Source organism: Microbulbifer variabilis, from assembly GCF_023716485.1.
In the GTDB taxonomy this organism is placed as follows: Bacteria; Pseudomonadota; Gammaproteobacteria; order Pseudomonadales; family Cellvibrionaceae; genus Microbulbifer; species Microbulbifer variabilis_B.
The window spans coordinates 1860591-1887001 of record NZ_CP092418.1 but is presented as its reverse complement, the minus strand read 5'-3'; the positions used below and the strand labels follow the sequence as shown (position 1 = coordinate 1887001).

Annotated in this window: 22 protein-coding genes; 6 read left to right on the top strand and 16 right to left on the bottom strand. The window is 44.8% G+C overall.

Annotated elements, in window-relative coordinates; all coding sequences use genetic code 11:
* Positions 1–31: 31 nt before the first annotated feature.
* Positions 32–751 (top strand): glycerophosphodiester phosphodiesterase, encoded by a 720-nt coding sequence (locus tag MJO52_RS08525; protein WP_252085513.1) that lies wholly within the window; start codon positions 32–34, stop codon positions 749–751.
* A 107-nt stretch (positions 752–858) separates the two neighbouring features.
* On the opposite strand, the gene MJO52_RS08520 is transcribed toward MJO52_RS08525, so the two are convergent.
* From MJO52_RS08520 to MJO52_RS08495, 6 genes are all read right to left on the bottom strand, one after another.
* Entirely contained in the window at positions 859–2040 is a 1182-nt protein-coding gene (locus tag MJO52_RS08520; protein ID WP_252085512.1) for an FAD-dependent oxidoreductase, read from the bottom strand.
* 9 nt (positions 2041–2049) lie between these two features.
* Positions 2050–3024, bottom strand: a complete 975-nt coding sequence (locus MJO52_RS08515; RefSeq protein WP_252085511.1) for an NAD(P)-dependent oxidoreductase — start codon at positions 3022–3024, stop codon at positions 2050–2052.
* A 15-nt stretch (positions 3025–3039) separates the two neighbouring features.
* Positions 3040–4062 (bottom strand): class I SAM-dependent methyltransferase, encoded by a 1023-nt coding sequence (locus MJO52_RS08510; RefSeq protein WP_252085510.1) that lies wholly within the window; start codon positions 4060–4062, stop codon positions 3040–3042.
* A gap of 382 nt (positions 4063–4444) precedes the next feature.
* The gene (locus MJO52_RS08505; protein ID WP_252085509.1) at positions 4445–5836 is read right to left on the bottom strand and encodes an MFS transporter; all 1392 of its coding nucleotides are present in this window, start codon (positions 5834–5836) and stop codon (positions 4445–4447) included.
* A gap of 167 nt (positions 5837–6003) precedes the next feature.
* On the bottom strand, positions 6004–7065 hold the full coding sequence (locus MJO52_RS08500) for a LacI family DNA-binding transcriptional regulator (protein WP_252085508.1): 1062 nt from the start codon (positions 7063–7065) through the stop codon (positions 6004–6006).
* A gap of 76 nt (positions 7066–7141) precedes the next feature.
* Positions 7142–8395: an MFS transporter gene (locus tag MJO52_RS08495; RefSeq protein ID WP_252085507.1), complete on the bottom strand. Its 1254-nt coding sequence runs from the start codon at positions 8393–8395 to the stop codon at positions 7142–7144.
* Positions 8396–8824: 429 nt separating this feature from the next.
* Between MJO52_RS08495 and MJO52_RS08490 the strand changes: the two genes are divergently transcribed.
* Positions 8825–11176 carry a glycoside hydrolase family 65 protein gene (locus tag MJO52_RS08490; RefSeq protein ID WP_252085506.1) on the top strand — a complete coding sequence of 784 codons (2352 nt, stop codon included), beginning with the start codon at positions 8825–8827 and terminating at the stop codon, positions 11174–11176.
* Positions 11173–11844: a beta-phosphoglucomutase gene (pgmB, locus tag MJO52_RS08485; RefSeq protein WP_252085505.1), complete on the top strand. Its 672-nt coding sequence runs from the start codon at positions 11173–11175 to the stop codon at positions 11842–11844. Before MJO52_RS08490 ends, pgmB begins: the two co-directional genes overlap by 4 nt.
* 486 nt (positions 11845–12330) lie before the next feature.
* Here pgmB and MJO52_RS08480 read toward each other — a convergent pair whose 3' ends face one another.
* The 6 genes from MJO52_RS08480 to MJO52_RS08455 all read right to left on the bottom strand — a co-directional run bounded on the left by MJO52_RS08480 (position 12331) and on the right by MJO52_RS08455 (position 20064).
* Positions 12331–12783: a cupin domain-containing protein gene (locus MJO52_RS08480; protein WP_252085504.1), complete on the bottom strand. Its 453-nt coding sequence runs from the start codon at positions 12781–12783 to the stop codon at positions 12331–12333.
* Between the two features lie 68 nt (positions 12784–12851).
* Positions 12852–13850: a hypothetical protein gene (locus MJO52_RS08475; RefSeq protein WP_252085503.1), complete on the bottom strand. Its 999-nt coding sequence runs from the start codon at positions 13848–13850 to the stop codon at positions 12852–12854.
* Between the two features lie 142 nt (positions 13851–13992).
* Positions 13993–14400 carry a PaaI family thioesterase gene (locus tag MJO52_RS08470; RefSeq protein ID WP_252085502.1) on the bottom strand — a complete coding sequence of 136 codons (408 nt, stop codon included), beginning with the start codon at positions 14398–14400 and terminating at the stop codon, positions 13993–13995.
* Between the two features lie 246 nt (positions 14401–14646).
* Entirely contained in the window at positions 14647–16020 is a 1374-nt protein-coding gene (ppnN, locus tag MJO52_RS08465) for a nucleotide 5'-monophosphate nucleosidase PpnN (protein WP_252085501.1), read from the bottom strand.
* Positions 16021–16475: 455 nt separating this feature from the next.
* The gene (locus tag MJO52_RS08460; protein WP_252085500.1) at positions 16476–17348 is read right to left on the bottom strand and encodes an alpha/beta fold hydrolase; all 873 of its coding nucleotides are present in this window, start codon (positions 17346–17348) and stop codon (positions 16476–16478) included.
* Between the two features lie 433 nt (positions 17349–17781).
* Positions 17782–20064, bottom strand: coding sequence for a TonB-dependent receptor (locus MJO52_RS08455; RefSeq protein WP_252085499.1), 2283 nt, complete (start codon positions 20062–20064; stop codon positions 17782–17784).
* A 387-nt stretch (positions 20065–20451) separates the two neighbouring features.
* On the opposite strand from MJO52_RS08455, the gene MJO52_RS08450 reads away from it, so the two are divergent.
* From MJO52_RS08450 to MJO52_RS08440, 3 genes are all read left to right on the top strand, one after another.
* The gene (locus tag MJO52_RS08450; protein ID WP_252085498.1) at positions 20452–20808 is read left to right on the top strand and encodes a hypothetical protein; all 357 of its coding nucleotides are present in this window, start codon (positions 20452–20454) and stop codon (positions 20806–20808) included.
* Between the two features lie 334 nt (positions 20809–21142).
* Positions 21143–21775, top strand: a complete 633-nt coding sequence (locus tag MJO52_RS08445) for a LysE family translocator (RefSeq protein ID WP_252085497.1) — start codon at positions 21143–21145, stop codon at positions 21773–21775.
* Between the two features lie 62 nt (positions 21776–21837).
* Positions 21838–22194, top strand: a complete 357-nt coding sequence (locus MJO52_RS08440) for a DUF4870 domain-containing protein (RefSeq protein ID WP_252085496.1) — start codon at positions 21838–21840, stop codon at positions 22192–22194.
* 189 nt (positions 22195–22383) lie between these two features.
* Here MJO52_RS08440 and MJO52_RS08435 read toward each other — a convergent pair whose 3' ends face one another.
* The 4 genes from MJO52_RS08435 to MJO52_RS08420 form a co-directional block, all read right to left on the bottom strand.
* On the bottom strand, positions 22384–23133 hold the full coding sequence (locus MJO52_RS08435; protein WP_252085495.1) for a M12 family metallo-peptidase: 750 nt from the start codon (positions 23131–23133) through the stop codon (positions 22384–22386).
* A gap of 226 nt (positions 23134–23359) precedes the next feature.
* Positions 23360–24037, bottom strand: a complete 678-nt coding sequence (locus tag MJO52_RS08430; protein ID WP_252085494.1) for a hypothetical protein — start codon at positions 24035–24037, stop codon at positions 23360–23362.
* A gap of 492 nt (positions 24038–24529) precedes the next feature.
* Positions 24530–25351, bottom strand: coding sequence for a zinc-dependent metalloprotease family protein (locus MJO52_RS08425; RefSeq protein ID WP_252085493.1), 822 nt, complete (start codon positions 25349–25351; stop codon positions 24530–24532).
* Positions 25352–25597: 246 nt separating this feature from the next.
* The gene (locus tag MJO52_RS08420; RefSeq protein ID WP_252085492.1) at positions 25598–26212 is read right to left on the bottom strand and encodes a hypothetical protein; all 615 of its coding nucleotides are present in this window, start codon (positions 26210–26212) and stop codon (positions 25598–25600) included.
* Positions 26213–26411 lie beyond the last annotated feature (199 nt).

Sequence of the window (26411 nt, the reverse complement as noted above, 5' to 3'; positions counted from 1 at the left end):
TATTTATATCAACTACTTGGACTTTCTGAAAATGGCATTAGGCACCCTCTTCTGCTTTGCTCACCGAGGTTACCAAGGCTTGTTTAGTGAAAACACGCTACAGGCAATTGGCGAAGCACTGGATTTGAAGGTTGGAGGAGTAGAAATTGATATATGGAATATTGGCGGTCAACTTCTTGTTACTCATGATAGGCGCCTAGGTCGTTTGCAACCTGGGAATACAATTATTACAGACATGCAACCAGAAACTCTTAGAGCTATGCCTCTACCCTGCGGCAGTAAGATTCCAACGCTACAAGAAGTCTTAGACTTAATAGGTGACAAGGCTCAATTAAACATAGAACTCAAAGGCCCTAATTGTGCGACACTATTGGCACAAGAGATTCGTACATTTGTTACAGATAGCGGGGCTACTTTTGATCAATATATAGTATCTTCATTTGATCAATTACAATTATATGAATGCCTACGCCTACTACCAGAAGTTCGTCGCGGTGTAATAATAGTTGGGGTTCCCCTCGATCTAGCCGCATGTACAGCCCCTTTGAAAGCTTATTCACTACATACTGCCTTGGACTTCCTCCACAAAGATTTACTTAACGATGCCAAATATCGAGGGTTAAAAAACTATATTTTCACAGTAAATAACCCTGACGACTTAGCACTACTTGCCTCACAGGGTGCGGATGGAGTATTTACCGACAGACCACAAATGGTCTTGGATTTCAACAAAAAAATTATGGGCGCATAACCAACCAATCAAAAACTTAATCGGCAATTATTTTTGACTTAAAAATAAAAACATTTACGCGAACATTTAGAACCTATCTTAATTGATCCTCGCGCCCCCTTAACACTTCAAACTTGCAAAGCGGCTCTTTTTACAGACCAAGGTGACAAATCAAACAAAGGTGCCTCATCCAATACTAGGCGCTTTAAATTTTCCCCAATCACTGGGGCAAACTTAAAGGCTTGACCTGAACCATGGCTAAAAATAAAAATATTTTTGCTCAAACGGTCTAATACAAACCCTGCATCTGTACTCATTGTATAAGGACATAAGTGCGCCTCTGAGCGGGATCTAACACCTTCTATATAAGAAAATACAAAATCGTCTAGAATTTGCAGTAGCTCTGTAGGAATCGTCATATTCGCAGAGGGAGTGTAATCTGACCTTTTTAACTTGTCTGGTGCCCAATCAATACCTATTTTGATCAAATCTGTGCCGTTCTTCTTATCCCCCATAAAAGGAAACCCATAGTAAAGCCCTTGATCAGGATCATTCTTTGCTTTTTCCTGAAAACAGAACCACTGTGGATAGGTATCCATACGATCTCTTTCAATCGTATAGTACGCCCATAACATTGGCCAAATCTGAAGCTGTACCTGATACCCCAATAGTTCAAGGAAATATCTAGACCAAGGGCCTGCTGCTATAATACAACGCTTGGATGAAGCTTTAGTACCATCCTCAAGCAGGACATTTACATCAGCACCATCAGAGACCGAAACCACTTTGGTTCCTAACCTAATTTTATGGCCGCAACGAATCACTTCATTTTTCCAAAAATTTAAGGACTCGCCGGATAACACAGCGCCTGCTGCTGGCTCAAATAGCCCTTGCCAGCCGGGCTTGGTGCGCAGTGGCCAGCGCGCACTAATTTCCTTTGCAGTCAACTCTTCAAAAGGTATTGACTGCCTCTGCATGACTTGTTTAGCCGCACAGATACTCCCTTCAATGGTTTCCTCTCCCCAGTCTTCACCGTAAAATAACAAGCCATGGGATACTCTAAGTTTTTTACCATAATGTTTTTCCTGAGACTCCCAAAGTACATTAGAATATTTTGCAGCTTGGCAGTAATACGGATTGGAGTACATCGCTCTGAACATTCTCGTACTACCGGAGCTACTACCAAAAGTATTTCCAATCTGGAATTGGTCACAAATTAGAATGGAATCCACAGATTTGCGTAGCGCATAAGCCGAACTAAGCCCTGCCATACCCGCACCAATGATTATCACATCATAGTAGCTTGTCATCTTGACACTCTAACCGTAGCCAACAAACTGTCGTCCTAAATAACTAAGATGGGGGTAACCGGATTCCAATTTTTTAAAGCAGGCTTCAGAAATTTTACTAAATATAAAATGATAGACTTGCCGTGGATTCACAGACCGCCAAACCTCTGGGTTGTAAAACTCAATAGAATCAGCCATCACTGCACCGGCACTAGAAAGTCCTTCATCAAATACTATCGTGCCTTTTTCTTCCAATATTTGTTGAGCTCCAGATACAAAAGGTAAGTTAGCCACACAAACCAATACTCTAGCCTTTAGATTCCTAGCCAAAGCAACATCAATTATCCGAGAGGCTGAGGCGAGAACAACAATATCCCAGTCCTGTGAAATCCAATTTTCTATATTTTCAGAATTGACGGCACCTGAAATACTCCCTCGCTCCAAGATATGGTCATAGACAGATACCAGCTCTCCCATTTTTACCAGCCTTTTAACGATTCTGCTCCCAACAGCACCTGCACCATGCACTAGAACTCTTGCCCTGGGGATATTGAGTGCGGACTTTCCCGCTGCAATCGCACCTAAAGCACCTGACGCCGTAGCTTCTGCATAATGCACCTTTGAACCTAATGCGGCTAACACATATTGAGTTTTCGCAGCTAGACGCATCACTTGTGTATCTCCAAAGTTAAGGTCTGCGCCAGTGAACATATCTCCTTTTCTTTTGTTGAGCTCTGATGCTGCTATGGTAATAATTTCATCAAAGGATGCTTGCGATATACTGTTGACATTTGCAACAATTTTCCCACCCCTAAATCCTGTATGATAAGTTTGGTGCTTAACCTGCATTCGCTCTGCTAACTGACAGGCTTCATCAGCAGCATATTCATCCTTCTGATACTCTAATACTCTCAGGCCGCCATTCGCTGGCATTGAACTTCTTTTAGCGCAAGCGAAATGGATTGTCCCACATGACATTTCAATCGAAAGTAAATCTACACTCATAATAGATCCATCGTATTAGCGACGCTCCAAACGAATATAGTGATGAACATAATCCATACTATAATGATTGGGACTATTGAAAATACGCTCTTGCAACTCATCATATAACTTTTTAATCGCAGTTGAACTTCCTCCATGCTCAACAATTGATGTATGGAATGTTCGCTCGCTCCAACTCCGTATAGTTTTCATCAGCCCCTCGGAAAAGGCTGAAGCATTTCCATCCAAATCAAACTGACTGCGATATGGGCATGGTGTCATTTGTATTGATACTTCATGTACGATCCAGTTTTTCTTATGATGAGGCATATTTAAAACCTGCCAAATATCTTCACCTGTGCGATAATAATTTTGAAAGACTGCCCCTTCAAAGGCACTTTTCGATACTTCTCCAGCTTTATACAGCTGCAACCAAATATCATACAGCGTGTCGAACATATCTTTATCTTTTGCGTTATTACCCAGCAAATGGCCGCTATCATCCTGAGCCAAATCCACAAGGACAAACTGACCACCCACTTCAAACTCCCAGGCTCTCGCCTCAAGCAGTGAATCAAAATCATTCACGGACTGCGCTCTAAAGGGTTCGCGCCGCAAACCACGCACCTTGTTTGCGTGTATGTGCTCTATAAAAGTGCCAGGTATTTTAGATAGCCAGTGCATTGTGGTAGCCGCCAGAGCAATATTGATTGAAGCCTGGGGTGCCACATGACTATAAAAGCTACTGGGTTGTATAAAGACCACTAGATTTTCAAACTTAGCTCTTAATTCGTTTAGATTATCAGCGAGTGTTAACAGATTACTGGATGGTAAATCATTAGCGATATGGCATATCGTTTTATCACCGAGTTTTTTAAATACTCGCCCCCATAACTCCATAGAAGTACCACCATCTGCGGCGCCATAATCGATAGTGGTACAAAATTTTTTATTTGGTATAGAATCCAAGGCGCGCAGAAAAAAAGGCCAACTATTATCGATACAGATCTTAGCTCCCAAGGTTTCCTGGGAGTAATTCTGTAACATCCCTATACTCATAGACTAATCCGCCCTCTGTGTTTCTTGCCACTTCCTGACTAAACAGGAAACATTTAGAGGAATTATAATGTTGACTGATTACCGCATGGTGGGCGAACTCTTGGTAGTTACCAAGCAAATAATACGGACTAAGATTTAAAATATCCTTAGAAACAAGCTCTAAAATTTAGCAATTCCCCTCCATATCAACCCTTCGTACACTCTCACCCTACACAACCAACTCTATAAAGACTGCCTACCTAAGAGTGATTCCTCCTAGAGGCCATATTGCCCCCAAAAAAGATTAATGCTGGTATAAATATCCAGACAATGTTGATTGTTAGAAAAAAAAGAGTTTTTAGGTTTTCTGATAATAAATGGAGTTACTACCCTTTTAGAAATTTTATTTTGTACTCCCTACCCTACGAGGCTCCCCCTCAATAAACAAAACTGATACCACCAGACCGATGAGTGCTAAGTAGGCATTAATCGTGAAAGCTCGGTCTATACCGGTTGACAGATCTGGGGCTAAGGCAATTATGGTGGTATTCATTCCCAAGCCCAATGCACCGCCGGCAATCTGGAACATATAGATAATCCCACCAGCCAGACTCGATCGGTTGCGGGCAACAATAGTCACTGCAACAGTAGTCGCTGTCGAAAAGAAAAAACCAACCCCGGTACCAAGTACCAATAGGCCTGGTATCAACTCTCGGAAGCTGGTATTTACTTGTATATGGGAGAGCATAAACATTGCTGCACTGATAAATACCGAGCCTATCGCTATGATCACCTTGGCTCCTATTTTTTCGTAAAGCCTACCGGATATATAGGAAACCAAGCCGTAAGCCATCATCATCGGCATCAGCCCAATACCGGCCAATGTTGGGGAATAACCCCGCACTTTGGTGAGAAACTGTGGAATATATACAAGCGCAGAAAAGAAGACTACAGAAAGCAATAAGGTCACTATACATGCCGCAAAGAAACGCCTGTCACTCATAACATCTTTGGGAATTAGTGCATCACTACCGGCATTGCGCTCAACAGCAGTAAAGCCCCCTAGAAAAAACACGCTAATGATAAATAAGAGGACAACTATCGGACTTTTAAAGCCCAGCTCTACGACAAGATCCAAGGCCATTAACAAGCTAAACAAAGAAATAGAGAGTGTCGTCACTCCCAAGTAGTCAATATGCTCTTCAATCTTCTCTGGTTTATCATCAGCGACCGTTTTCCAGCACCCTAAACACACTAATGCAGCGACTATAACATCGAGAAGAAATATCCATCGCCAACTCGCAAACTCGGTTAAAAAGCCTCCTAACATTGGGGCAAAGGAGTCAGAGATTCCACACACTCCCATGATCAGGCCGCCAGCCAGGCCCGCGCGCTCTTTTGGTATGAGCTCATAGACCATCCCCAATATTGCCGGCCACATCAGCGCCCCACCAATTCCCATCAAGGCCCTGGACACTAGCAGCATCCAAATATCCATGGATAAAGCGGCAATCAGCGAAAAGAAGGCAAAAAAACCTGCACCTATAAAAAAAATGCGTCGTCGCCCATAAATATCAGCCAAGCGTCCACCCGTGATAATCAGAACACCAAATACGAGGATGTAGCCGTTGATAATCCACTGGGCTCTTGTAATGTCAGAATTAAACTCTTGCTCAATGGTGGGGATGGCGGCGGGGAATATGGTTAGATCATTTGCCACCAAAAATACAGCGAAGCTGAGGCCAATCAGCGCCAACAACCTCTCTTTACTTTTGGAAGTATTGGAATCTGCCATTGAGTTCTACCGAGCGCGCTCTTTCATCAGAGCAAAGACCATTGCTTTGACAGTTTGGCTTATTAGGTCGTAGAGCAACGGACTCGGTGGAAGATTGGCGTGCCTGGAGAAACCAGAAGAAGTCCAAAAACGCATCAGGCAACTCCAGGGGGAGCTGCCAAGATTGATTACTGACTATATTCCTGGATCGGTTGGAAATCAGGGTTAGCGCCACAGGAAGAGCGTACCACCAGTTCGGTTGGCAGCACTGCTGGCTCTGCTGTCTTATCACCGATCAACTGCATCATCTTCTCCACCATCAGCTCACCGCCGCGCTGGATATTCTGTCGCACAGTCGTTAGTGGGGGCGTATAGAAAGGCGCGATGGGGATATCATCAAATCCAACTACTGCAATATCGTCGGGAACCTTGTAACCCTGGCTCTGCAAAGCCTTGATGGCTCCCATTGCAATGCTGTCACTTGCGGCGAAAATCGCATCGAAGCTCAACCCCTCGGTTTTTAGCAAGTCTGCAATGGATTGATAACCGCTTTCACTGGAGAAAGAAACCTGAATTTGACGCTCGCTATTACCCAGCCCCTCTGCGGTAAGCGCGGCCCTATAACCCTCGTAGCGACCGTAAATCTCGGGGTGCGCAGTATCACCAAGAAAGAGGATGTTACGACGGCCCAGCTTGAGTAGGTGCTCGGTGGCCTGCCGCCCTCCCATCTGATTGTCACTACTTACAATGCAGTAATCAAGATCTGGTTTGGTAGTACCTCCCCATACTACCAACGGATCGCCCTGGCGTTGTAGTTCACGCAGGGGGCTGTCGTCCACCCCTTGTCCAATCACAATTACCCCATCGGCGCGGCGAGACCCCATTAAGTAGGCATGCCAATCGTCACTTGTAACGATACGATTTGAAAACAGTAGATCATATCGGTGCTCGGCCAAGCGATCGGCAATCGCGCCAATCATGTCCAACATAAAGGGGTCGGAAAAAGTCTGGCCTCCGGCGCTTCCGGTATTGATGACGACAGAAATGGTATGGCTGCGTTTTAAACGCAGATTGCGTGCACTCTCGTTGATTTTGTAATTCATACTACGCGCGATTTGCTGAATACGCTCCCGAGTCTTTTCATTGATTAGCGGGTTGTTATTCAGCGCGCGGGAAACAGTGGATTCAGAAACTCCCGCCAGCCGTGCAATATCGGACATGGAGACGGGAGAGGAGGAATCCTTAGGCATGCGTACTTCACCTTGTTCGCGGGAAATACGCCATCTTAGGCGTGCTACAAGAGTTTGTAAAATGAACTCTGATAGCTCAAACCGTCAACTTAGCTGAGGCCCCAACTTCTCGCCCTTCCACAGCCCTACGGAAAAAGAACAAGCTGACTAGAATTACCGAGATCGGCACCAGTGATAAGTAAAAGGCCACCTGACCATCAAAGGCTTCAAAAACCGAACCCGTAATCAGTGAACCGGTAGTGCCCCCTAGCGCAGAAAAAATCACCAGAAGCCCGGTCATCGCCGAATGCTGATGGGTCGGTAGTGAACTCAGCATCACCGAGTTGATTGCCGGATAAATGGGGGCCATAAACAGGCCAATCAGAGGCAGAATAAAGGCCGCAATCGGCGCATTGAACCAGTTGATATCCGGGTTGGCCTGCACATCACTGGATAGCGGCAGAGTCAGTACCACCAGTAATGCCATTGCCAGCAGGCAGACATTCAGCACTGGGTACCAGTGTAAACGCCGCATAATAGCCCCTGCTCCCAAGCGGCCCAAGGCGAGCCCTGCGGCAAAAATACTGGCAGCCTGGACGCTCATCGCCGCTGGTAACTTCAAAATTTCATTGTTAAACGTGGGCAGCCAGCTGCCGATACCCTGTTCGATCAACACATAGATAAAAACGGAAATTACATAAATATAAACCAAGGGCTTGGCCATCAATTTTATCATTGCCCAGAAATCCTGCCGTGGACTGGTGCCCTCAACCCGGGTACCCGACTCATCCATTTTTGTCAGCGACAATAAAATAAAGGCAAACAGACAAATCGCAGCCAGCACCCAATAGACACTCAGCCAAGCTGTAGAACCTGGATTGGCAGAGTCGATAAAGGCACTAAACAGCCAATACCCACCAAGAACCCCCACCATAAATACCCCCTCCAGGGTATTCACCATACTCGCATGTTCATTTGGACCACGTGTTAACAGGCCCACAGTTGAATAAACCGCGACCTTCACCAAGGCAAATGCGACTCCCACGGAAAGGAACAGTAGTTTTGCTGTCCAGAAACCTGGCAGTAGGGGCATGGCAATACAAGCCCCGGTAACAATAGCGAGCCCCATCAGCATGGCCCGCTTAAATCCGAAACGCGGCAGTTGCGAAGCCACCAGAAAAGATACGATGCCGATGGGGATATCCTTAAAGCCCTCCAATACACTGGCTGCAGACTTACTCACGCCGTAAGTATTAATCACCTGCAGTATCACAGTGCCGACACTGTTCAAGAGAATGGCGAACACAAAGTAGATGGCGAATAGGGAAAGCAGTATGCGCTGATTGTTCATAAGGAAATCTTTATCGGTCTATGGCTCAGGCGTACAGCCGTACCAGCCTGTTATTGTACATTTTTTGATCTCTTAGTGTGGGTTGATGACTGTAAATTTTCACGCCCCCAGAACTCAGCAGTATGACTTACCACAAAAGAATTGCAATCGTTTGCAATATTTCAAACTGCCAAATAGAGACCATTCAGCAATCGCCGGTCAGACTAGCGGGTTACTAGATAACAACAATGCCCATAAATTCTTTATTATCAATAAGTTAATGAATATTTACACTCACAGATAGCACATAGTTACCGTACAGGGAGATTTTTTACCTCCGATTTGCAATCGATTGCATTCCAATGTGTACAAGCGATAGACTGCGGGAAGTTGCCCGAAGTACTAATTACTTTGGCAAAGCACCTAACCATCAGTTTCTGTGTAAGTGGTATGAAGAAAGAACAACAACATAAGCTTGAAATTCACCCCTGGGGCCTGCTGGAAAGAGAGTTTCAAGCGGATGACTACCCTCTTAACGCCACCCTATTCTCCCTGGGCAATGGTTTTATTGGCCTGAGAGGCACCTTTGAGGAAGGCTTTGATCCCGAGCCCTTTTCTGATGGCTGTTACCTCAATGGGGTCTATGCCAGTGAACCTATTCGCTACGGCGAAGCTGCTTACGGCTACGCCCGCAATAATCAGCGCATGTTAACAGTACCGGACGGCAAGGGTATTCAAATCTGGGTTGATGGAGAGCGTTTCAACCTCGCTGAGGGTGAAATACTCGAGTATGAACGCCATCTGGATATGGCCAACGCAACCCTTGCGCGCAGCCTTACCTGGCGTTCACCTCTTGGAAAAACCCTCAGGCTCAAAACCCAGCGCCAAATCTGCCTAACTGAAAAACACCTAGTGCTCATCCATGTTGAAATCACTCCACTGGATTTTGGTGGGGAGATACGCTTGTTAACGGGGCTGGATGGCAATCTCGACCAAGCCGAGCGCAGTGACGATCCACGCCTGGCTTCCCCCATTGACCAAGGGGATATCCAATGGCTGAATAACGTCGCCGATGGTGACTACTTGGCACTGGCACTCTCAGTTAGAAGCAGTGGCTATGAGATTCGCTGTGCCGCCACACACCGGCTGCAGGCCAGTGCGGGCCACACAATGACTAATCTGCGCCATGAAAACCGAGTAGCCACCGAATACCGATGTGTTGCCCAACGGGGTAAACCCATAGGCCTGACCAAATACCTAGCCTACTTCGCAGAGCAAAGGGCTGAGCCGATTGAAGTTGGATCACTTCGCCAATACCTTGAACTTAGCGCCAATAAAAGTTTTGCCGAATATGCCAAGGCCCAACGCATAGAGATGGATAAATTCTGGCAAGAATCCGATATCCAGGTACTTGGCAACGACAGTCTACAGCAAGGTATTCGATTTAATCTTTTCCACCTATTCCAATCCCTGGGCAGGGATGGACGTACGAATATCGCTGCTAAAGGGCTCTCGGGAGATGGTTACGACGGCCATTACTTCTGGGATACAGAAATCTATGTATTGCCGTTTTTTCTCTACACCCAGCCCAATATGGCCCGCCACCTGCTGGAGTATCGCCATTCGATCCTGGATGCGGCCCGCGCCCGTGCCCGAGAGCTGGCGATCAGCAAGGGCGCACTCTTTCCCTGGCGCACCATTGGCGGAGAGGAGTGCTCTGCCTACTACCCTGCCGGCACCGCCCAGTTTCATATCAATGCGGATATCGCCTATGCAGTGCGCCACTACAGCCGAGTCACTGGCGATACAGAGTTTCTGCGGGCAAAAGGGGCGGAGCTGGTTATTGAGGGGGCCCGCCTATGGATGGAAATTGGCCACTTCAACCCTCGCCGAAACAACCAATTTTGTATTAATGAAGTCACTGGCCCGGATGAATATACTGCGTTGGTAGATAACAACTTCTATACCAACCTGATGGCCCGTGCGCATTTGGAGTATGCTGCAGAGGTATACCAATGGTTGCAATCCTTTGATCCAGAAGCGTGCCTGGCCTTGGCCCAGCGTATAGAGTTGGGCCCACAGGAGCCCATGCTTTGGGCAAAAGCCGCAAAGGCCATGTACCTTCCCTACGACCAATCCCAAGGCATCCACCCGCAGGATGATGGCTTCCTCGACAAGCCAGTGTGGGACTTTGAGCAAACACCGGCAAATCATTACCCCCTGCTACTGCACTACCATCCACTGGTAATTTATCGACATCAGGTTTGCAAGCAGGCAGATGTAGTCTTGGGACTATTGCTCGAAAGTTCCGAGTTTTCCATCGAACAAAAACGCCGCGACTTCGACTTTTACGAACCGCTCACTACACACGATTCCACCCTATCCGCCTGCATCCACAGCATTATTGCCAGCGAGGTGGGATACCATGAAAAAGCGCTCGACTACTTCCAGCAAGTAGCACGAATGGACCTGGACAATCACCACAATAATACCCAGCACGGTATCCATACCGCCTGTATGGGCGGCACCTGGATGTGCATGGTGCAGGGCTTTGCCGGTATGCGCCTGCATGGTACCGAATTGAGCTTCGCCCCGTTTGTACCCGAGGGTATGGAAGGTTATCGCTTCCGTCTGCAATTCCGTGGTCGCACCCTGGAAGTGGACATCAATTACAGTAATGCCAGCTATACCCTGATAACTGGCGAGCCCATCAGCCTTCATCACATTCATGAACCCGTATTTCTCGCAGTAGGCGAAACCCAAACATTTGAGATAGCACCGCCAGTGGAGGTAACACAGTGATCTATCGTGCTGCAATTTTTGATCTGGATGGTGTACTCGCAGATACCGCACGACTACACCTGAAAGCCTGGCACCAACTGGCCCAAGAACTCAAGCGCCCATGGGCTGAAGATACCGGTGAAAGGCTTAAGGGATTGGAGCGTATGGCCTCATTGGAAGTGATTCTTGGGGAAGAGAGCGATCGGTTTAGTGAAAAGGAAAAGATCGATCTAGCTAGCAGAAAAAATAGTTATTATCAGAAACTGATTCGCAGCTTATCTCCAAAAGATCTACTGCCCGGTGCTGGGGAGCTTCTCGCCTGGTTAAACGAGAAACAAATCCCCATCGCCCTGGCCTCAGCCAGTAAGAATGCGCAGGCCGTTTTGCAAGCATTGGAGATATCACATTACTTCTCAACAATTGCCGATCCAGAACAGTCCGCACCTAAACCCTGCCCGGATATTTTCCTCGCAGCAGCGCAAGGCCTACAAGTTGAACCTGAACTCTGTGTTGCCTTTGAGGATGCTGCTGCCGGGGTCGCTGCGATCAAAGCCGCCAAGGGAATGACTGCTGTTGGGGTGGGGAGTGAAAATTCCCTGAGAAAAGCTGATTTTATTGTCGGCAGCCTGTCGGAGTTCGTCCCTAAAGACTTTTTTCTTTCTGCTATCCACGCAGCTTCAATCAGTTAAATGTAAGAACTGTTTCAAAATCAATATTCAAGCTGAATAGAAAGATTGCTCTCCTTCTATTCAGCATTACTTGCTTTCTAATATTGTAAAGAGGTAGCCCACTAAATAGCGACTACTAACAGTCTCTCCCTAAAGCTAAACTTTACTGCTACAATATATTTAACACGCACTAAGGTTACTTCCAAAAACCAACCCCGACAGAAACGAGATATGAAAGAAAGGGCCACCAATCAATAGATTGGGGAGAAATCACCCTACGCATATATGGAAAATACGTGTACTCGAAGAAATAAAAACCAGAATAAGTATCTGACCTTTCCTAAGAATTCACTGAGTGATTGAGCAAAATTACCAGCCCCATTTCCCCAGACTTATAAACCCCAAACCAACGATCAACCCCTAAATATAGTAAGGAATATATGATCTACAATGCTATTGACACCCTTTTACCCCTTCATTTGCATGAGAACAACCACCCATCTAAAACTAAATAAACTTCAACATGTCGGAATTTATGGAAATTAATTTTTTAGCCTCAATCGATTGTGGATCTATCAGACTAAAATCAGCAAATTCAAATCCTGGCCCAACGGAGCAGCCTACCAGTACTGTCTTTCCAATAGGTTCAGCTGCCTGCCAAGTTCCAGCTGGAACAACCTGACAAAACGTATTATTATTGGACGAAATTTCCATCCTCTGAACATTCTTATCCAAGTCATTCCAAGTATAAAGATAGAGTCCTGCGCCTTGATATAAATTCCACACCTCATCCGATTGCACTTTATGAAATCGGCTTACCTCGCCTTTATCTAATGAAAAATAAATGTGAGTGAGCGCTGATCTTCTCTGCCCTTTGTTATTGGTCACCACTGCATTGGACCTGAACACTTCAAGAAATCTCCCCCCTTCAGGGTGTTCAGATAATTTGATAGGCTGCATGACTATTCCTTTAAGACCTATAATGAAATTAACAATAACCTTAAAATTGATCCCAACCAAAGAGGCACTTAATTCTCACGTTTTTCTTTTGACAGATTTTTGGCAATATTAGCTATCGCCTCTTCCATTGAAACCAAACCATTCAAGTAAGGTATCCAATACTTATCAAGAAGGGATTTATAATTCCAGCGCCCAACATATAAACCGTTCAGTGTTGCGTAATCTGTGAAATTTGGCTCTTCCTTTGAAATAACTCTTCTAACAACTTCACCAACTGTATAAAAATGAATTGGATGCCATATATGTTTATGAGCCTTTAAGCCATATTTATCAAACTCACTGCTGATTATCCCTTGAAGTTTGCTTTTGCGATTTACACTGTTAGCATGTGTTAACTCATGAAAAAACATTTCTAATGCAAGCCAGCCTGAGTAATCTGAATAGGTACTATTGATAATAGTTTGAGAACTTCTTCCTGAAGTGGTAGCTCCCTGTCGCATACCAGGCTTATAGACAATATTTACTGTATGCGCATTTACTAGCAGTTTTTCACCAAAGAGGTCTTCGAGCCGGCTAGCAATTGGGTCACCATACACATCCAGTTTCTCCCGTAAGCTTAGATACCACCTAAAGTTACTTTCTCTATGCAGACCCCACATTTGCTCATTATAAAGAGTGGAAAGCTCCTGCAAATGAGCATATAAGTTATTATTAACTGATTCAGAATCGACAGGAGTGCCTGATAAAAGCAGGGCTGTTAGATCTGCCACTTCCCCGCTAGACCGAATAATATTAATATTTTGTTCAGCCCCATGTGTAATATAATCATTGATCGCCCTCTCGAAGAGGTACAACTGATCAGCAACAATGCCTTCCTCCTTCTTTAAAGCCGCATATAGATTTTTATCTCTTGCCAATTCATACAAATATAGATGTAAATTCAATAACGGCTCATTTTTAAAGCTCACCAATCGCCAACCATCTAACTGGTCAGATGCCTTTTCTTCTGCGAGAACGGGAAAAACTAAAGAGAGCAATATTAGAGCAAGTAGAAATGGACGAAGCATTAGAAAAGCACCAGCGGGTTATTCTTATAAGGCAAGGGAAGAGTGACACTGATCGATCATCCTCCCAATATGGTAAGAATATAACTTCCAGAAGGAGCCCCTGCAAATAAGTACTGCTGTTCAAGCTGGGGGCAATCCTCAGTCACGGGTATAAAATCAATTGCGTGCAGCGAAACAATGCCAACTTTTTACCCGTACTCTTACAAACTACAGAAGCATCCCATACCTGAGTGGTCCGCCCCATATGAACAGGTGTTGCAGCACAAAGAACAATCCCATCCCGAACTGTTCCCAGATGATTCGACTTCAGTTCAACAGTAGTAAAGCCAGAAGCCTTTTCTGGTAAGTTCGCCAAGCAACCAATACCACAGGCCGTATCGGCCAAAGAAACGACGCTACCAGCATGTAAGTAACCATTAGGTGCCAAATGAGGCTCCAAAATTTTCATCTCTGCATGGATCTCGCCCTCAGCAACTTTCACAAGTTCAATCCCGAGAAGCCCTGGAAGCTTACCTTTGCAAATCTTGTTGTAATAGTTATGGTCCTTCATATAAATCCTTATTAACAACTAACTGGTCATAATAACAACCCAATTAAGGCAAAAATTTCTCTTTAGCCCCACTAAACATCTTCTTATATCTAGGTTTCACAGCAAACTTACAAAGGGAGTGTAGTTATTCTGTACATAATAATTATTTTCCCAGGGGCCTTCTCAAATAGAGGACAGCACTGTAAAGAACCCTACCCCACCTAGCACCCCCTTGCACATTACTATTTCTGGTAGAAAATTCTGAAACTACTTGGAAATTACCTTATAGCAGGGAACATACTCTTTACCCGGCAACTTCATTCTCTGTTGTTTCACAAAAGACTCCAGCATAATATCAATGCTGCGCATAATGCTCGAATCACCACGCAGCTCATAAGGTCCATACTCCTCAACCATCCGAATCCCTTCATTTTTCACATTGCCAGATACAACGCCAGAGAATGCACGTCGCAGATTGGCAGCTAATAGATAGGGTTCTTGGCTTTTATGTAAAGCGAGGTTCAGCATACTTTCATGAGTTGGTATAAACGGCTGCTGAAATTCATTAGCGACTTTTAACTTCCAGTTAAAATAATAGGCGTCATCCGTTGCTTTGCGGAAGGACTTGACCTCTTGTATGCCTACCGACATTTGTCTAGCCACTTCCTGTGGGTTATCAATAATAATTTGGTATCTTGAACGAGCTTCCTTACCCAAAGTAGAAGCGATAAATTCGTCAATACGAACAAAATATTCCGTTGCACTAGGTGGGCCGGTGAAGATAACAGGGAATGGCTGATCCTTATTTTCTTCGTGTAGGAGTATCCCCAGGAGATAGATGATCTCCTCAGCAGTACCCGCCCCCCCTGGGAAAACCACAATTCCGTGGCCTGTGCGTACAAAAGCTTCTAAGCGTTTTTCAATATCTGGGAGAATAACCAGTTGATTGACGATTGCATTTGGTGCTTCTGCAGCAATAATACCGGGTTCGGTAACACCAAGGTACTGTCCATGGCGATCGCGCTGCTTGGCATGTCCAATAGTGGCACCCTTCATTGGCCCCTTCATTGCTCCCGGCCCACAACCGGTACAAATATCAAGGTGGCGCAAAGCCAACTCATAACCTACCTGCTTAGTATAATCGTACTCTTCAGATAAGATTGAGTGCCCTCCCCAGCATACTACCAGCCTAGGCGTGCGGACTCTATCGAAGGTACCGGCATTTCTCATAATATGAAAAACCGCATCGGTAATGCCCTGAGAGGAGGTTAAGTCATGTAACTTACTGCCGGTGATTTCACTATTTACATAAATAATATCTCTCAGTACCGCAAACAAATGCTCTGCAATACCACTGATAATTTTGCCATCAACAAAAGCACTGGCTGGAGCGTTTTTAAGCTGTAGTTTTATACTGCGCTCTGTGGGGACAACAGAGATATCAAAATTAGCAAAGGTTTCCAGAAGCTCCTTACCATCATCCATAAAACCGCCACTATTTAGCACCGCTAGTGAGCAGTTTCTAAAGGTTTGGTATTGTGAACCACGACTCTCGCTACTAAGCCGATTAATTTCATACTTGGATAGGATCTCAAACTGCCCTGTAGATGAAACCTGTGCATCGATAAGATCAATAGACATGCAACCCTCTTATTGAACTGAGATTGGGATCTTTACATAAAATAGTGTTCTGGTGCTATAGAAGTGTAATCTAAGTTGATGACTAGGCTTCTTTTTAATTAAACCGAGGCAATTGGATTTAATAGCCAAGAAAAGTTGACGTACAACTAAACCATTCACCTGAGACAGGAAGTGCCAACAGAGGAACACAGGCCTAACTCTTTGGGACTGAGTCGCGATTCACATTATTTTGACCCAGTTTACATCTTGATCACAGGTACTCTTTGGCTGGTCATTGCAAGTAGGCACTACTTATTAAGCCCGTACCATGAAAACCGTCCCACCTATTGGTTCAGGCTTAATTTGACCATTACCCTTTTTAGGGACAACACATTACCAGATCAACCCTGAACACATTTATAAAAATAAAAATTCTCACTAAAATTGAGCTCGGGACTCTTTAATATCATCAAACTTTAGTTTGATGTCCTACGTCCCAGGCCTTCTTCAGGGGAAGGCTTAACTTTAGATAAAAGTTGATTCAGTTCTTCAAGTACAATCCACGGATCGGTTTTATCGTACAGATGCGAGGAGTATTTCATAATTACATGCTTGGCGTTGTCACTAATCTTGGTGAGTTCAATTTGCGACTGATCCCAAGTCCTGTTGTAAACGTCTACATCTGCATAACTCATTTTAGTCTGACGAATTGCGGTATGTGGCAACCCTCTACTCATAACCGTGATTGGAATCTCTTTCTTTAACTCATAACGCTCTGGTTTTGATGCAGACTCTGCAAAATCTTCGAAGGAATGCTTTTCCTTTTCCCACTCCATAATCCACTGCATCGTTGCCCATCCCTCCTTGGATAAAGAAGACTTCAGGTTTCTGTACCAGGATTCATGGGCTGCATCCACAAATAGAAGGGCAGACACCCTGCTGGGGTTTTCACTTGCAAATGCCCTTGCTACTAAACCACCAAATGAGTGGGCCACAAGAACTACGGAGTCCCATTTTTTAAACTCCACAAAAGCCTCAAGCTCAGCAGAAAGCACATCCATCGATCTAACTTTTGGAACGGCATGAGCACTTTTTCCAACTCCAGGCCGATCGTAGATACAAAGCATAAAATCATTAGAAGAGAATTTATGAAAGGTATTTTTATAGGTACTATGCGCATCTAACCCCATACCTGAAACCATCAATACTACTTTTTTACCCTCACCCTCCTCTTTACAAAGATAGGATATTGTATTCCTTCCAATGGTAACAAACTCATATTTATGCTCATCTTGCGCCCAAACTGAGCTACAAAGAACACTGAGTAAAAATGCGGTATAAATTTTCATAATCTTCCTTGGAATTTATAGCTTACATAATATCTACGGTGAGTATCGGCACCCAAAACATTGTCAAACCAGTAACTCCTGTCCCTCATTCACCTAAATCAAATAACACTATTTACCCGACACAGACGTAGCTCTTAATGCTGCATATTTAACTGAAAAATATACCTGCCGAAAGAACAACTCGTACAACTTACCAATTTAGCCAGCAACATCTACAAGCACTATCCCAGAAAACCTTTGCCAGGGAAATCACTATAATATTTACTTTATAAGAGGCTCGTTAATTGATAGGGACAATAATCAATCTTAATAATGCTGAAAATTTGACCAAGTCGAGCATTTTAAGGACAAGTGGCAAGAAGGCATAAAAAAGCCGCACAATAGAAATTGTGCGGCAAAGCTCATAAAACCTGCGGGAGAGGTTTGAGTCAAACTAGAAGTCGTAAGCGATGCTTAACTTGATATTGCGCGGCAGGATATAACGAACATTGGTTGCCTGAGGATCCCTTGGGTCTCCCTCGGTGATACCCTCCTCATCGGTGAGGTTATCCAGTGCAAGCTGAACGGTAATATCGTTTAAGTAGGCCACTGCTCCAAAATCCACTTTGGTATAACCCGGCAGCGTCACCGAGTTTTTACTGTCATTGAAACGATCACCCACTCGGCTTACTCCACCAAACATCGCCATATCAATATTGCTGATCGTGAAATCATAGTTCTGGCTTAGGCGTACTTGGTACTCGGGCTGGCGCATCACTTGATTACCTTTAAAGTCACCGCGGGTGATTTCTGGCTTCTGCAAAGTTGCATTCAGGCCCAAAGTGAAGTCACCCCAGTGGGCCTTGCCATCAAGCTCAAGGCCCAACGCCTCTGTTTCCAGGCGAGCGCATGTGGTGCTACCAATAATGCAATCAGGCATTCCCTGGGTTTCATTGTAGAAAAGGGTGGCAAACAGCGAGTAGTCTTGATCCTGCAGCTTGTAGCCCAGCTCATATTGGTCAATATCGATAATCAGATCGGAACCCGCGCGGAAGCTCTCGCCAAACTCGCGATAATTATCAAAGTCCGCGAATTTGAAGCCTGAATTTATACGGAAGAAAGCCCCCATATTCTCAGCGAAGGCCCAATCTACTGCAGCTGTATAGGCAGTACCCTCTTCATCCGCCTTATAGGTGTTAAAAATACCATCACGAACACCTTCATCTACTGAGTAGTTAGTTTCACGATTTGCAGAGCGCACACCCAAATCAAAAGTGAAATCGCCCAGGTAAAACTCACCAGCAATGTAGAATGCGTTTTCTCGGGCATCACCTATCGCTTCAAGATCATGGCTCCAACAGAGAACTGGGTCGAGTTCTTTATCATCACAAGAAATATCGCCAGCAACTTGCTCACCATCATGACCAAGTACATAGTACGCTTGGTTTCCAAGACTCCACCACTCATCAACTTCCCAACTAGAAGTGTAATAGCCTGCGGTTACCTTAAAGTCATCCCACTCTTTGGCTAGGCTGATATCGTTGGTCGTTGCCTCAATATCTTTTCGTACTACCCAAGCACCGAATTGCTGCAACAAAGTTTCATTACTGACCTCAGCCCCAGACACGGTAGTAGCTGAAGTCACGCTTGTACCATCGTCGTATCGCAACTCACTAGGTAATACCGGGCGACCATTGGGTACAAAACCTAAAGTATCAGCATTACCACTGGTCAAACCAAAACGCTCAGTAAGGCTCCAGCCATTACCCAGGTCCAGCTCAAGGTAGGCGCCAGATACGCTGCCGTCCCAACCACGGCCTTCTCCCATATCAAAAGTTTCCCAGCGCGTTTCAGAGCCACCATTTCCGTCGGCCTGGGAAATGGGCACTGAAACTTTGCGATTGCTGGGACCCACTTGGGTGTAGTCAGTTGCCAGGAAGGAAGCATTTGGCAGATACCAGGTGCCAGTATCTTTAGTATCTCGTACGTAGAAACCGGCTTTGCCGTTGTCCATCTCTTTAGTCAGGTGCAAGGTGAACTGGTGACCTTCTTCCGCATCAAAACCGGCATCGCGAATACCGGGAGAAGAACTCACATACCCACCCATCATGTAGTACACATCTTCGCTGAGCTTCCCGGTCAGAAGGGCATCAGCCCTTTGAAGGTCATAGTCCGAAGTGGTGTATTTAAAGCGACCCTCGGTTTCTTCGGTCCCCTCTTTCAAAATGAAATTGGTCGTGAGACCCGGCTGGCCGTTAGAGTAGACCGGATTAGGGCCACCGCGCAGGCCTTCTACACGCTGGATCGTCTCATCCACACGGAATAGAGAGGAGTTTTCCATGAAAGAAAGAGTCGGTGCCGGGTAAAGTGGCAAGCCATTCATAGAGACCGTCACAAACGGAGCGTCACTGCCGCCCGGAAATCCCCGTACATCAATGTTTGCACCAGATACGCCGCCAGAGCTTTCAACCCAAAGACCTGGGATAGACTTCAGCAAATCTGCAGTGCTAGACGGGGAGGCTTTACCGATTTCATCGTCACTCAGGGTTGTGATTGAAAAGCTCGCATCCAGCTTTTTTATACCGGCACCACCTGGGGTTCCCGTGGTGATCACTTCCTCAATCACCCTATCTTCAGACGCCAATGGTGAAGTGGCTTCCTGAGCTGTGGCATAGCCCCAGAAGCCCAGCTGCATGGCCCCAAGAGGTATAGCCAGCGCTAGAGGATTCTTCTTCATTAAAACTTCCCTCTCATCGTCATTCTTATTGGATTTTGAGATGTGTCTGGCACACGCCAATGCAAACGATTGCAATTTATGTACCCGTCCTGTGAGACGACACTTTGGAACAACTATAAAGCAGGATTGCAATCGATTGCAATGCGGTTGGCAGGGTAATTTGTGGCTATTTCCTGTATTTGGTCATATTTGCTAAGGAAGTAAGATTCCGCCAGACATCCTCCCGGTGAAGTGAGCAGACGCTGCCACAGACTTTAAGACGTATTTATTGCTTTGAAAGGGGCCAATGCGTTTCTAAAGTAGAATTATGTGAATACACGGAAGGAATCCTTGATGTAGCTGACAAGGATGTATTTAGAAGTTCAGTGCCACCATTGAGGGCTCAAAATGACCAGTTCTTCATGTCATCAGGCGGACAACCACTCCCATAAGCACGGCCCCCACTGCGGGCATGCCGCTATACGGCATGGAGACCATGTTTGTTATTTGCACAATGGCCATCTACACCATCCCCACCATGGCCACTATGATGAGCACGTGCTGGAAGTCAGCAGCAAAAATCCCGCGAGCTGCAATCCTATCACTACCAGCACACACGCCACTCATGTCCATGGGGAAAACTGCGGACACGAACGTATTCCCCATGGAGATCACGTCGATTATCTGGTAGATGGACACCTGCATCATGTACACGGTGATCACTGTGATGATCATGGCCCAGTGGAAATGATACAGGAGCAGTAGGGGCCTACTGAGAAGCAGAGGCGGGGTTGATTGTGCGAAGATCCAAATAAACTTAAGGTTACACTATCAACCCTAGCCTGCTTTCGAAAAAGGTGAATACCCCTTTACAACCAAGAGACTCACAAATAAATACTCTTAATAAAGACTCATTTTCTGACTTAAACCCAAGACTCTGATTATCTCACCAATAACCTTCCTCTCCAGATAATTACGCTGCATCATCTAAAGCAAAAGTACAATTTGCATTTCCTCATAACATGACATTACTTTTCAGGGGAAGTACTGATCCCAGGGTTATAATCCCCCAGCTACAAGTCCCCTAGGAGCTTTCTTTGTGCCCGAGATTCATATTTTGACCGCCTTCCTTGGTGCATCTGCCCTATTGGCCATCTCACCAGGTCCAGATTTAGTATTGATATCGACCTACTCCGCCACAAGAGGTTTTTTGGCTGGATTTTTAATCGGTTTGGGGATTTTCATTGCAGGACTTATTCAAACGCTACTCGTCGCATTTGGCCTCGGCCAAATAATGCAGGCCATGCCATTGGTCGCCATAGTAGTAAAAACTGTCGGAGCCCTCTATCTTGCCTGGCTTGGATTTAATCTATTGCGTAGCTGGCGCGCCAACCTCTCTGTTCAGAACACTAAACCTGTAACAGAAAGGCTAACTCCTTGGCAGCTCGTCAGTAGAGGCCTGATTAATAATTTAATGAACCCGAAGGCGCTTTTATTTTTTAGCTTGTTCTTACCGCAGTTCACCACAAGTACAGAGCCCCTTACGCCCCAAATATTACTTCTTGGCATTCTGCTCAGTACCACAGCCCTCATAGTCAATACAATATTTTCTCTTTCATTTAGCCGGTTGGGACACGTATTTAAACAGCCTGCAGCATTTACTCGACATTCGGAGGGCATCCTGGGGGCTATTTTCCTTGGCCTTGCCGCTCGCCTAGCAACAGAACGCTAGCCGGGTGAAATTCAGCCATATTAAAGTTTACATGAAACGTAAAATCGCAAGAGAAGGCATTTATGGATAGCTATAAACCATGGGGACTAGATAGAAATACGTTTCTAATGCTCCTACACCTGAGTCAACTGGCCTGGATTATTATTCCTGGTGCAGGCTTTGTATTACCAGTCATTATGTGGGCAACCACAAAAGATCAGGTTCCAGAGATTGACAGGCATGGAAAGATGATTTTCAACTGGATGATCAGCCTGTTTATTTACTCTATTGTGAGTACTATTCTTATCGTTCTCGGCGTAGGTCTTTTGGGGTTGATCGTGCTCGCTTTAATCAATGTAGCTTTTATTCTTATTGGGGCCATCCGAGCCAATGAGGGCGTTTTTTGGCGCTACCCACTCAGTATTCGCTTTTTTCAATAAGTTTAAAGATTGCCTGCTCCAGACGTGTATAGCTTAAGTGGTATCCGCGTAATTTTAGCGACTAACAGTCGTCAAACTAAAAAGCCGGAGAAAACCCCGGCTTTTTTCTAGTCAAAGACTAGAGGTGCAAGCAACTGCCACTAAATATAAAATGACGGCTTGCTTTGATCATATAGATACAGCGAGTTATTAGTAATAACCTGCAATATCATCTACGATCGGGCCAATTGCGCGGTACGCGTTTGAGATATCAACACCATTTCTTCTTTCACCACAAGGTAAACCATCACAGGCTACCCAATCCGGATCTGAGAAAATATCAAACTGGGTTGTAGTACCGAATACATGCGGATAAGCCATAATCGTGGTAAACCTATTTTGTACACCATGGCCATAGCCATAGGAGTACACGCCAGGAGTACCTTGCTGAGCAGTAGAGTGACTCAGGCCCATATTGTGGCCAAGCTCATGAACGAAAGTGTTGTAGCCACAGTCTACGGCAGTGATGCTATAAGCTTGATCACGGGTAGAAGCATACATTGTGCCATTGCTACCTTGACCAACCCAGGCGATACCACAAGTGGTATAACGACCATCAGTTTCGGCCATGCCCAACAAAATGATCATGTCCGCTTTTTTTGAAGCACGCCAGTTCTGGTAGCTGCTACTCGCGGTGATAGTATCGATGTCACTTTCTGTAGGGCGGCGATCTGTGGAGGTTCTCGCTGTACCTACCAAGTTTAGCTGAATATCAACAAGGTTATTTTTAAAAGAATTATTGGCATAAGCAATATACTGATCAATTTTTGCAGAAATATCGCCAGTATAAGCTGCCGCTTGATCTGTATATACAATGCCTACATCAACAGTTTCAGCCTGTGCAAAACCGGAAACTGCAGCAGCTGCAACGGCAGCAGCTAAACTTTTTTTGAGACTCATTGTAGTCTTCCTTTTTTTTATATAATTAATGCATGTACTTTTTTGGCAGCTGCAAAAATTGATCAACTGCCAACATGACATGCTTTTGCACCCTAACCCGCAAAGAAACCATCCTTTTTTTCCAACCTATCGAGAAAATAAACTCTTAATATTTACGGGTTACCTATAGACACATCCCTTGTCGACCTAAAGATTTGAAACTATGCATCCCTCATCTTTAGATTCTTTACAGCTCATCTTCAACTAAAAGATCGCCGCCTTCTAATTTCTTACCTTGGGACGATGGTTTTCTACGTAGATCACCGTTTTCTACATGACCCTGAATTAAAGCCCCATTAGGCGCAATCCATGCAAAACCATCTTGTGCCTCCATAGTGTAAGAGCCCGATGGCAGGTTCAGCTGAGCATAAACCACATCCTTTCCTAGCGTTATTGTGGCCCCAAAGAGGCGTGCATGCCCCGGAAAGTTTAATTCCAAGCTTTTGTTTCCACTCGCGTGCTGTTGAATACTTCCCACCTGAGCATCGTAGTCACCTTCCACTCCAGGAAGATCCATATCAACATATTCGCCTATCTCTAAATTCCTTAACATATCCACGTTAAGCTCAAGATAAGTTTCACCCTTGAGATCTTTTGGTAGGCGACCATTTTCATGAAGTACCTGCTTGGCTAACTCTGACTCTTCCCAAAGAATATTTTCAACTTCTTCCAAAGGCTCATCCATTGCAGATGCCTCACCTTCAACAACTTCATCCAAAGAGTCTTCTACAGGAAACCTATCAATAGCCAGTTTAGGCTCTGGAATTTTTGCGACCTGTCTTTCAGTATTAGACTGCCCTTTAGACCAAAAATAATATCCAGCCCCTAGCAAGATCACCAAAACAGGAATTATCAACTTCTTCACAGCTCACTACCCCAACATTCATTTATTAAAATAACACTCCCGAAACCCCCAAGCTTCAGAAGAAAATTTTTTCTCGCAACATCAACCAGAAAAGGTTACTTCCAGACATTCTCGCCATCGCCCAGACTCAGACGAAGAATGGTATCAGGACCTCAAAATATTTTTTTTAAAACACTTCACAGATAAGAAAATAAAAAAATGATCGCAACTGAAGACGACAACAAAATCATAAAAAACTGCAAACCTCATCGCAACCAACAAATATAAGTCCTTAAAAATATTGAGAAGTTCATCCACTTGAGGAACTTAAATGGTTATAAAGCTATAACCAAAAAAAAGGATGCGATAAATTACACCAAAAGATAAAAAAGACACCTGCAGAACAAGTCAACCCAAAAGTTAAAGAACAAAAAAAGGGAGGGCAAAGCCCTCCCCAAAACAATGGAGTTAACAGTCAATAACTTCTCAACAAATCAAGAGAGTAAAAGTAGATTAATAATAGCCAGCTACATCATCAATAATCGGCTCCAATGCTCTATGAGCATCAGCCCGATTTCTCTCGCCACACGGTAACCCGTTGCAGATTTTGCCTGGATCAGAAAATGTATCCAGTCTTTCAGCGCTTCCAAATGCAGATGGATACGCCATAATAGTGGAGAAACTGTTATTTACACCGTAACCAAGTCCCCAACGGTAAACATAACCACTGGTATCACCTTGTTGGCGAGAATGAGTCAGCCCCATGTTGTGGCCCAGCTCATGAATAAATGTAAGATCAGTACCCCCACAATCAACTGCAGTCAAACTATAGGCCAAGCGCTTGGCACTAGGATCCATTACACCGTTACTACCTATTCCGCCCCAGGCTACTCCACAGCGGGTACCAAGAAAGCGTCCATCTTCCCAAACTTCTTCGCCCTTGCCTAACAGAGCAACCATGTCGGCTTCAAAAAGTTGACGCTGCACCCCAACTGGGCCGGGAGCAACTTGCGTAATTTCAGCGTAGGTCGGCGTACTATCCTCGGCAAAGTACTCAGTTAAGCCAGAAAATTCATTGAGGTTGTCTCCATTAATGAGGAGGTCCTCCTTGGAATACTCTCTTGAGTCTACCAATTCCAGCTGAATATCCAGGCCATTATTCTCGTAAATACGGTTAGAAGTACTGATCAGATTATCAACCATTACGGAAATATCACCAGTATACTGAGCCGCAGGGTCGGTATACCAAACCGCAATTTTTATCGTCTCCGCACTTGCCGCCCCAGAGATGGTAAGAGCCGTTATAGCGGCAGCCAAACTGTTTCTTAGCTTCATAGCAGTTCCTTTTATTATTAAATTATTTACCCCAACCTTTGTGATCCAACCAATGAAACCGGTTACATATTTGGTCAAACTGATCAAATCACAAAATGCACTCGCCTTAACTGGAAAATAGATTACTCCCTACTCTCTTTTCCACCTGTAAAAGCAATCGCTTCTGTCAGTAACAGGCACTTCAAGCAGCACTCCCTTTGCTGCTAGCCAGGTCAGAAAACTCCTACCCCAACATTAGATAAATTCTTACTTTAATTTTACCTCTTCCTCCAAGTGACTCCTGGTTAAATCTTTTTTCGAAGCCACCCAAGCATAATTTCCCTGCGCCTCTAGGGAGTATGAGCCTGAAGGCAATGTTAAATTACCATATACCGAGTTTTTGCCAATTGTGAAATTTACAAAATACACGCTACCATAACCAGGCAGGTTCATTTGTACACTTTTATTCCCACTGGCATGCTCCTGGACTTTATCCACCTGAGCATCGTAATTTCCCTTCACCCCAGGCATTTCTATATCAACATAGTCTCCAATAGATAAATTCTTCAGAGCCTCTACATCAATCTCAAGATATGTCTCTCCATTTAAATCAAGCGGCAAGCGTCCTGACTCATGTAAAACCTGCCTTGCGACATCCGATTCTGCCCACATCAAGGCACTATCAGGGTTCGCCTCTTGCTCTTGGGCGGAAGGCATCACTACCACTTCTTCTGTAGATTTAGTTTCAGTTGGAACAATTTTCTTGGAGGGAGGTGAGACTGGTTTTTCAGTAATCGGTTGTGGGCTATCTGTATGACTCTTTGCCCAGAAAAAATACCCTCCCGCACAAAGGAGAGCAATCAGTGGAATTATTTTTCTCATTAGCTTCTCACTGCAAAATATTTATGCTAGCTCAGAAAAAATCTCAATGGTGCTGATTACTTAATGAGCTACAGCAAAACCGAGACTTAACCTTTCCTAACATGGACCACTATGCTGAGACGCTTAATGCTAATTTCCACGCAATTAATTTTTCAGAATTATTTCACAAAAATGTCATTCCTGTACGGGTAGCCTGTGA

Coding starts and splice junctions, on each gene's coding strand:
- MJO52_RS08480 (WP_252085504.1), bottom strand. CDS start 12,783: ATGCAGCCTATCAAATTATCTGAACACCCTGAAGGGGGGAGATTTCTT.
- MJO52_RS08440 (WP_252085496.1), top strand. CDS start 21,838: ATGGATAGCTATAAACCATGGGGACTAGATAGAAATACGTTTCTAATG.
- MJO52_RS08475 (WP_252085503.1), bottom strand. CDS start 13,850: ATGCTTCGTCCATTTCTACTTGCTCTAATATTGCTCTCTTTAGTTTTT.
- MJO52_RS08460 (WP_252085500.1), bottom strand. CDS start 17,348: ATGAAAATTTATACCGCATTTTTACTCAGTGTTCTTTGTAGCTCAGTT.
- MJO52_RS08490 (WP_252085506.1), top strand. CDS start 8,825: ATGAAGAAAGAACAACAACATAAGCTTGAAATTCACCCCTGGGGCCTG.
- MJO52_RS08450 (WP_252085498.1), top strand. CDS start 20,452: ATGACCAGTTCTTCATGTCATCAGGCGGACAACCACTCCCATAAGCAC.
- MJO52_RS08525 (WP_252085513.1), top strand. CDS start 32: ATGGCATTAGGCACCCTCTTCTGCTTTGCTCACCGAGGTTACCAAGGC.
- MJO52_RS08420 (WP_252085492.1), bottom strand. CDS start 26,212: ATGAGAAAAATAATTCCACTGATTGCTCTCCTTTGTGCGGGAGGGTAT.
- MJO52_RS08515 (WP_252085511.1), bottom strand. CDS start 3,024: ATGAGTGTAGATTTACTTTCGATTGAAATGTCATGTGGGACAATCCAT.
- MJO52_RS08495 (WP_252085507.1), bottom strand. CDS start 8,395: ATGAACAATCAGCGCATACTGCTTTCCCTATTCGCCATCTACTTTGTG.
- MJO52_RS08500 (WP_252085508.1), bottom strand. CDS start 7,065: ATGCCTAAGGATTCCTCCTCTCCCGTCTCCATGTCCGATATTGCACGG.
- MJO52_RS08470 (WP_252085502.1), bottom strand. CDS start 14,400: ATGAAGGACCATAACTATTACAACAAGATTTGCAAAGGTAAGCTTCCA.
- MJO52_RS08510 (WP_252085510.1), bottom strand. CDS start 4,062: ATGAGTATAGGGATGTTACAGAATTACTCCCAGGAAACCTTGGGAGCT.
- MJO52_RS08455 (WP_252085499.1), bottom strand. CDS start 20,064: ATGAAGAAGAATCCTCTAGCGCTGGCTATACCTCTTGGGGCCATGCAG.
- MJO52_RS08505 (WP_252085509.1), bottom strand. CDS start 5,836: ATGGCAGATTCCAATACTTCCAAAAGTAAAGAGAGGTTGTTGGCGCTG.
- MJO52_RS08520 (WP_252085512.1), bottom strand. CDS start 2,040: ATGACAAGCTACTATGATGTGATAATCATTGGTGCGGGTATGGCAGGG.
- MJO52_RS08425 (WP_252085493.1), bottom strand. CDS start 25,351: ATGAAGCTAAGAAACAGTTTGGCTGCCGCTATAACGGCTCTTACCATC.
- ppnN (WP_252085501.1), bottom strand. CDS start 16,020: ATGTCTATTGATCTTATCGATGCACAGGTTTCATCTACAGGGCAGTTT.
- MJO52_RS08435 (WP_252085495.1), bottom strand. CDS start 23,133: ATGAGTCTCAAAAAAAGTTTAGCTGCTGCCGTTGCAGCTGCTGCAGTT.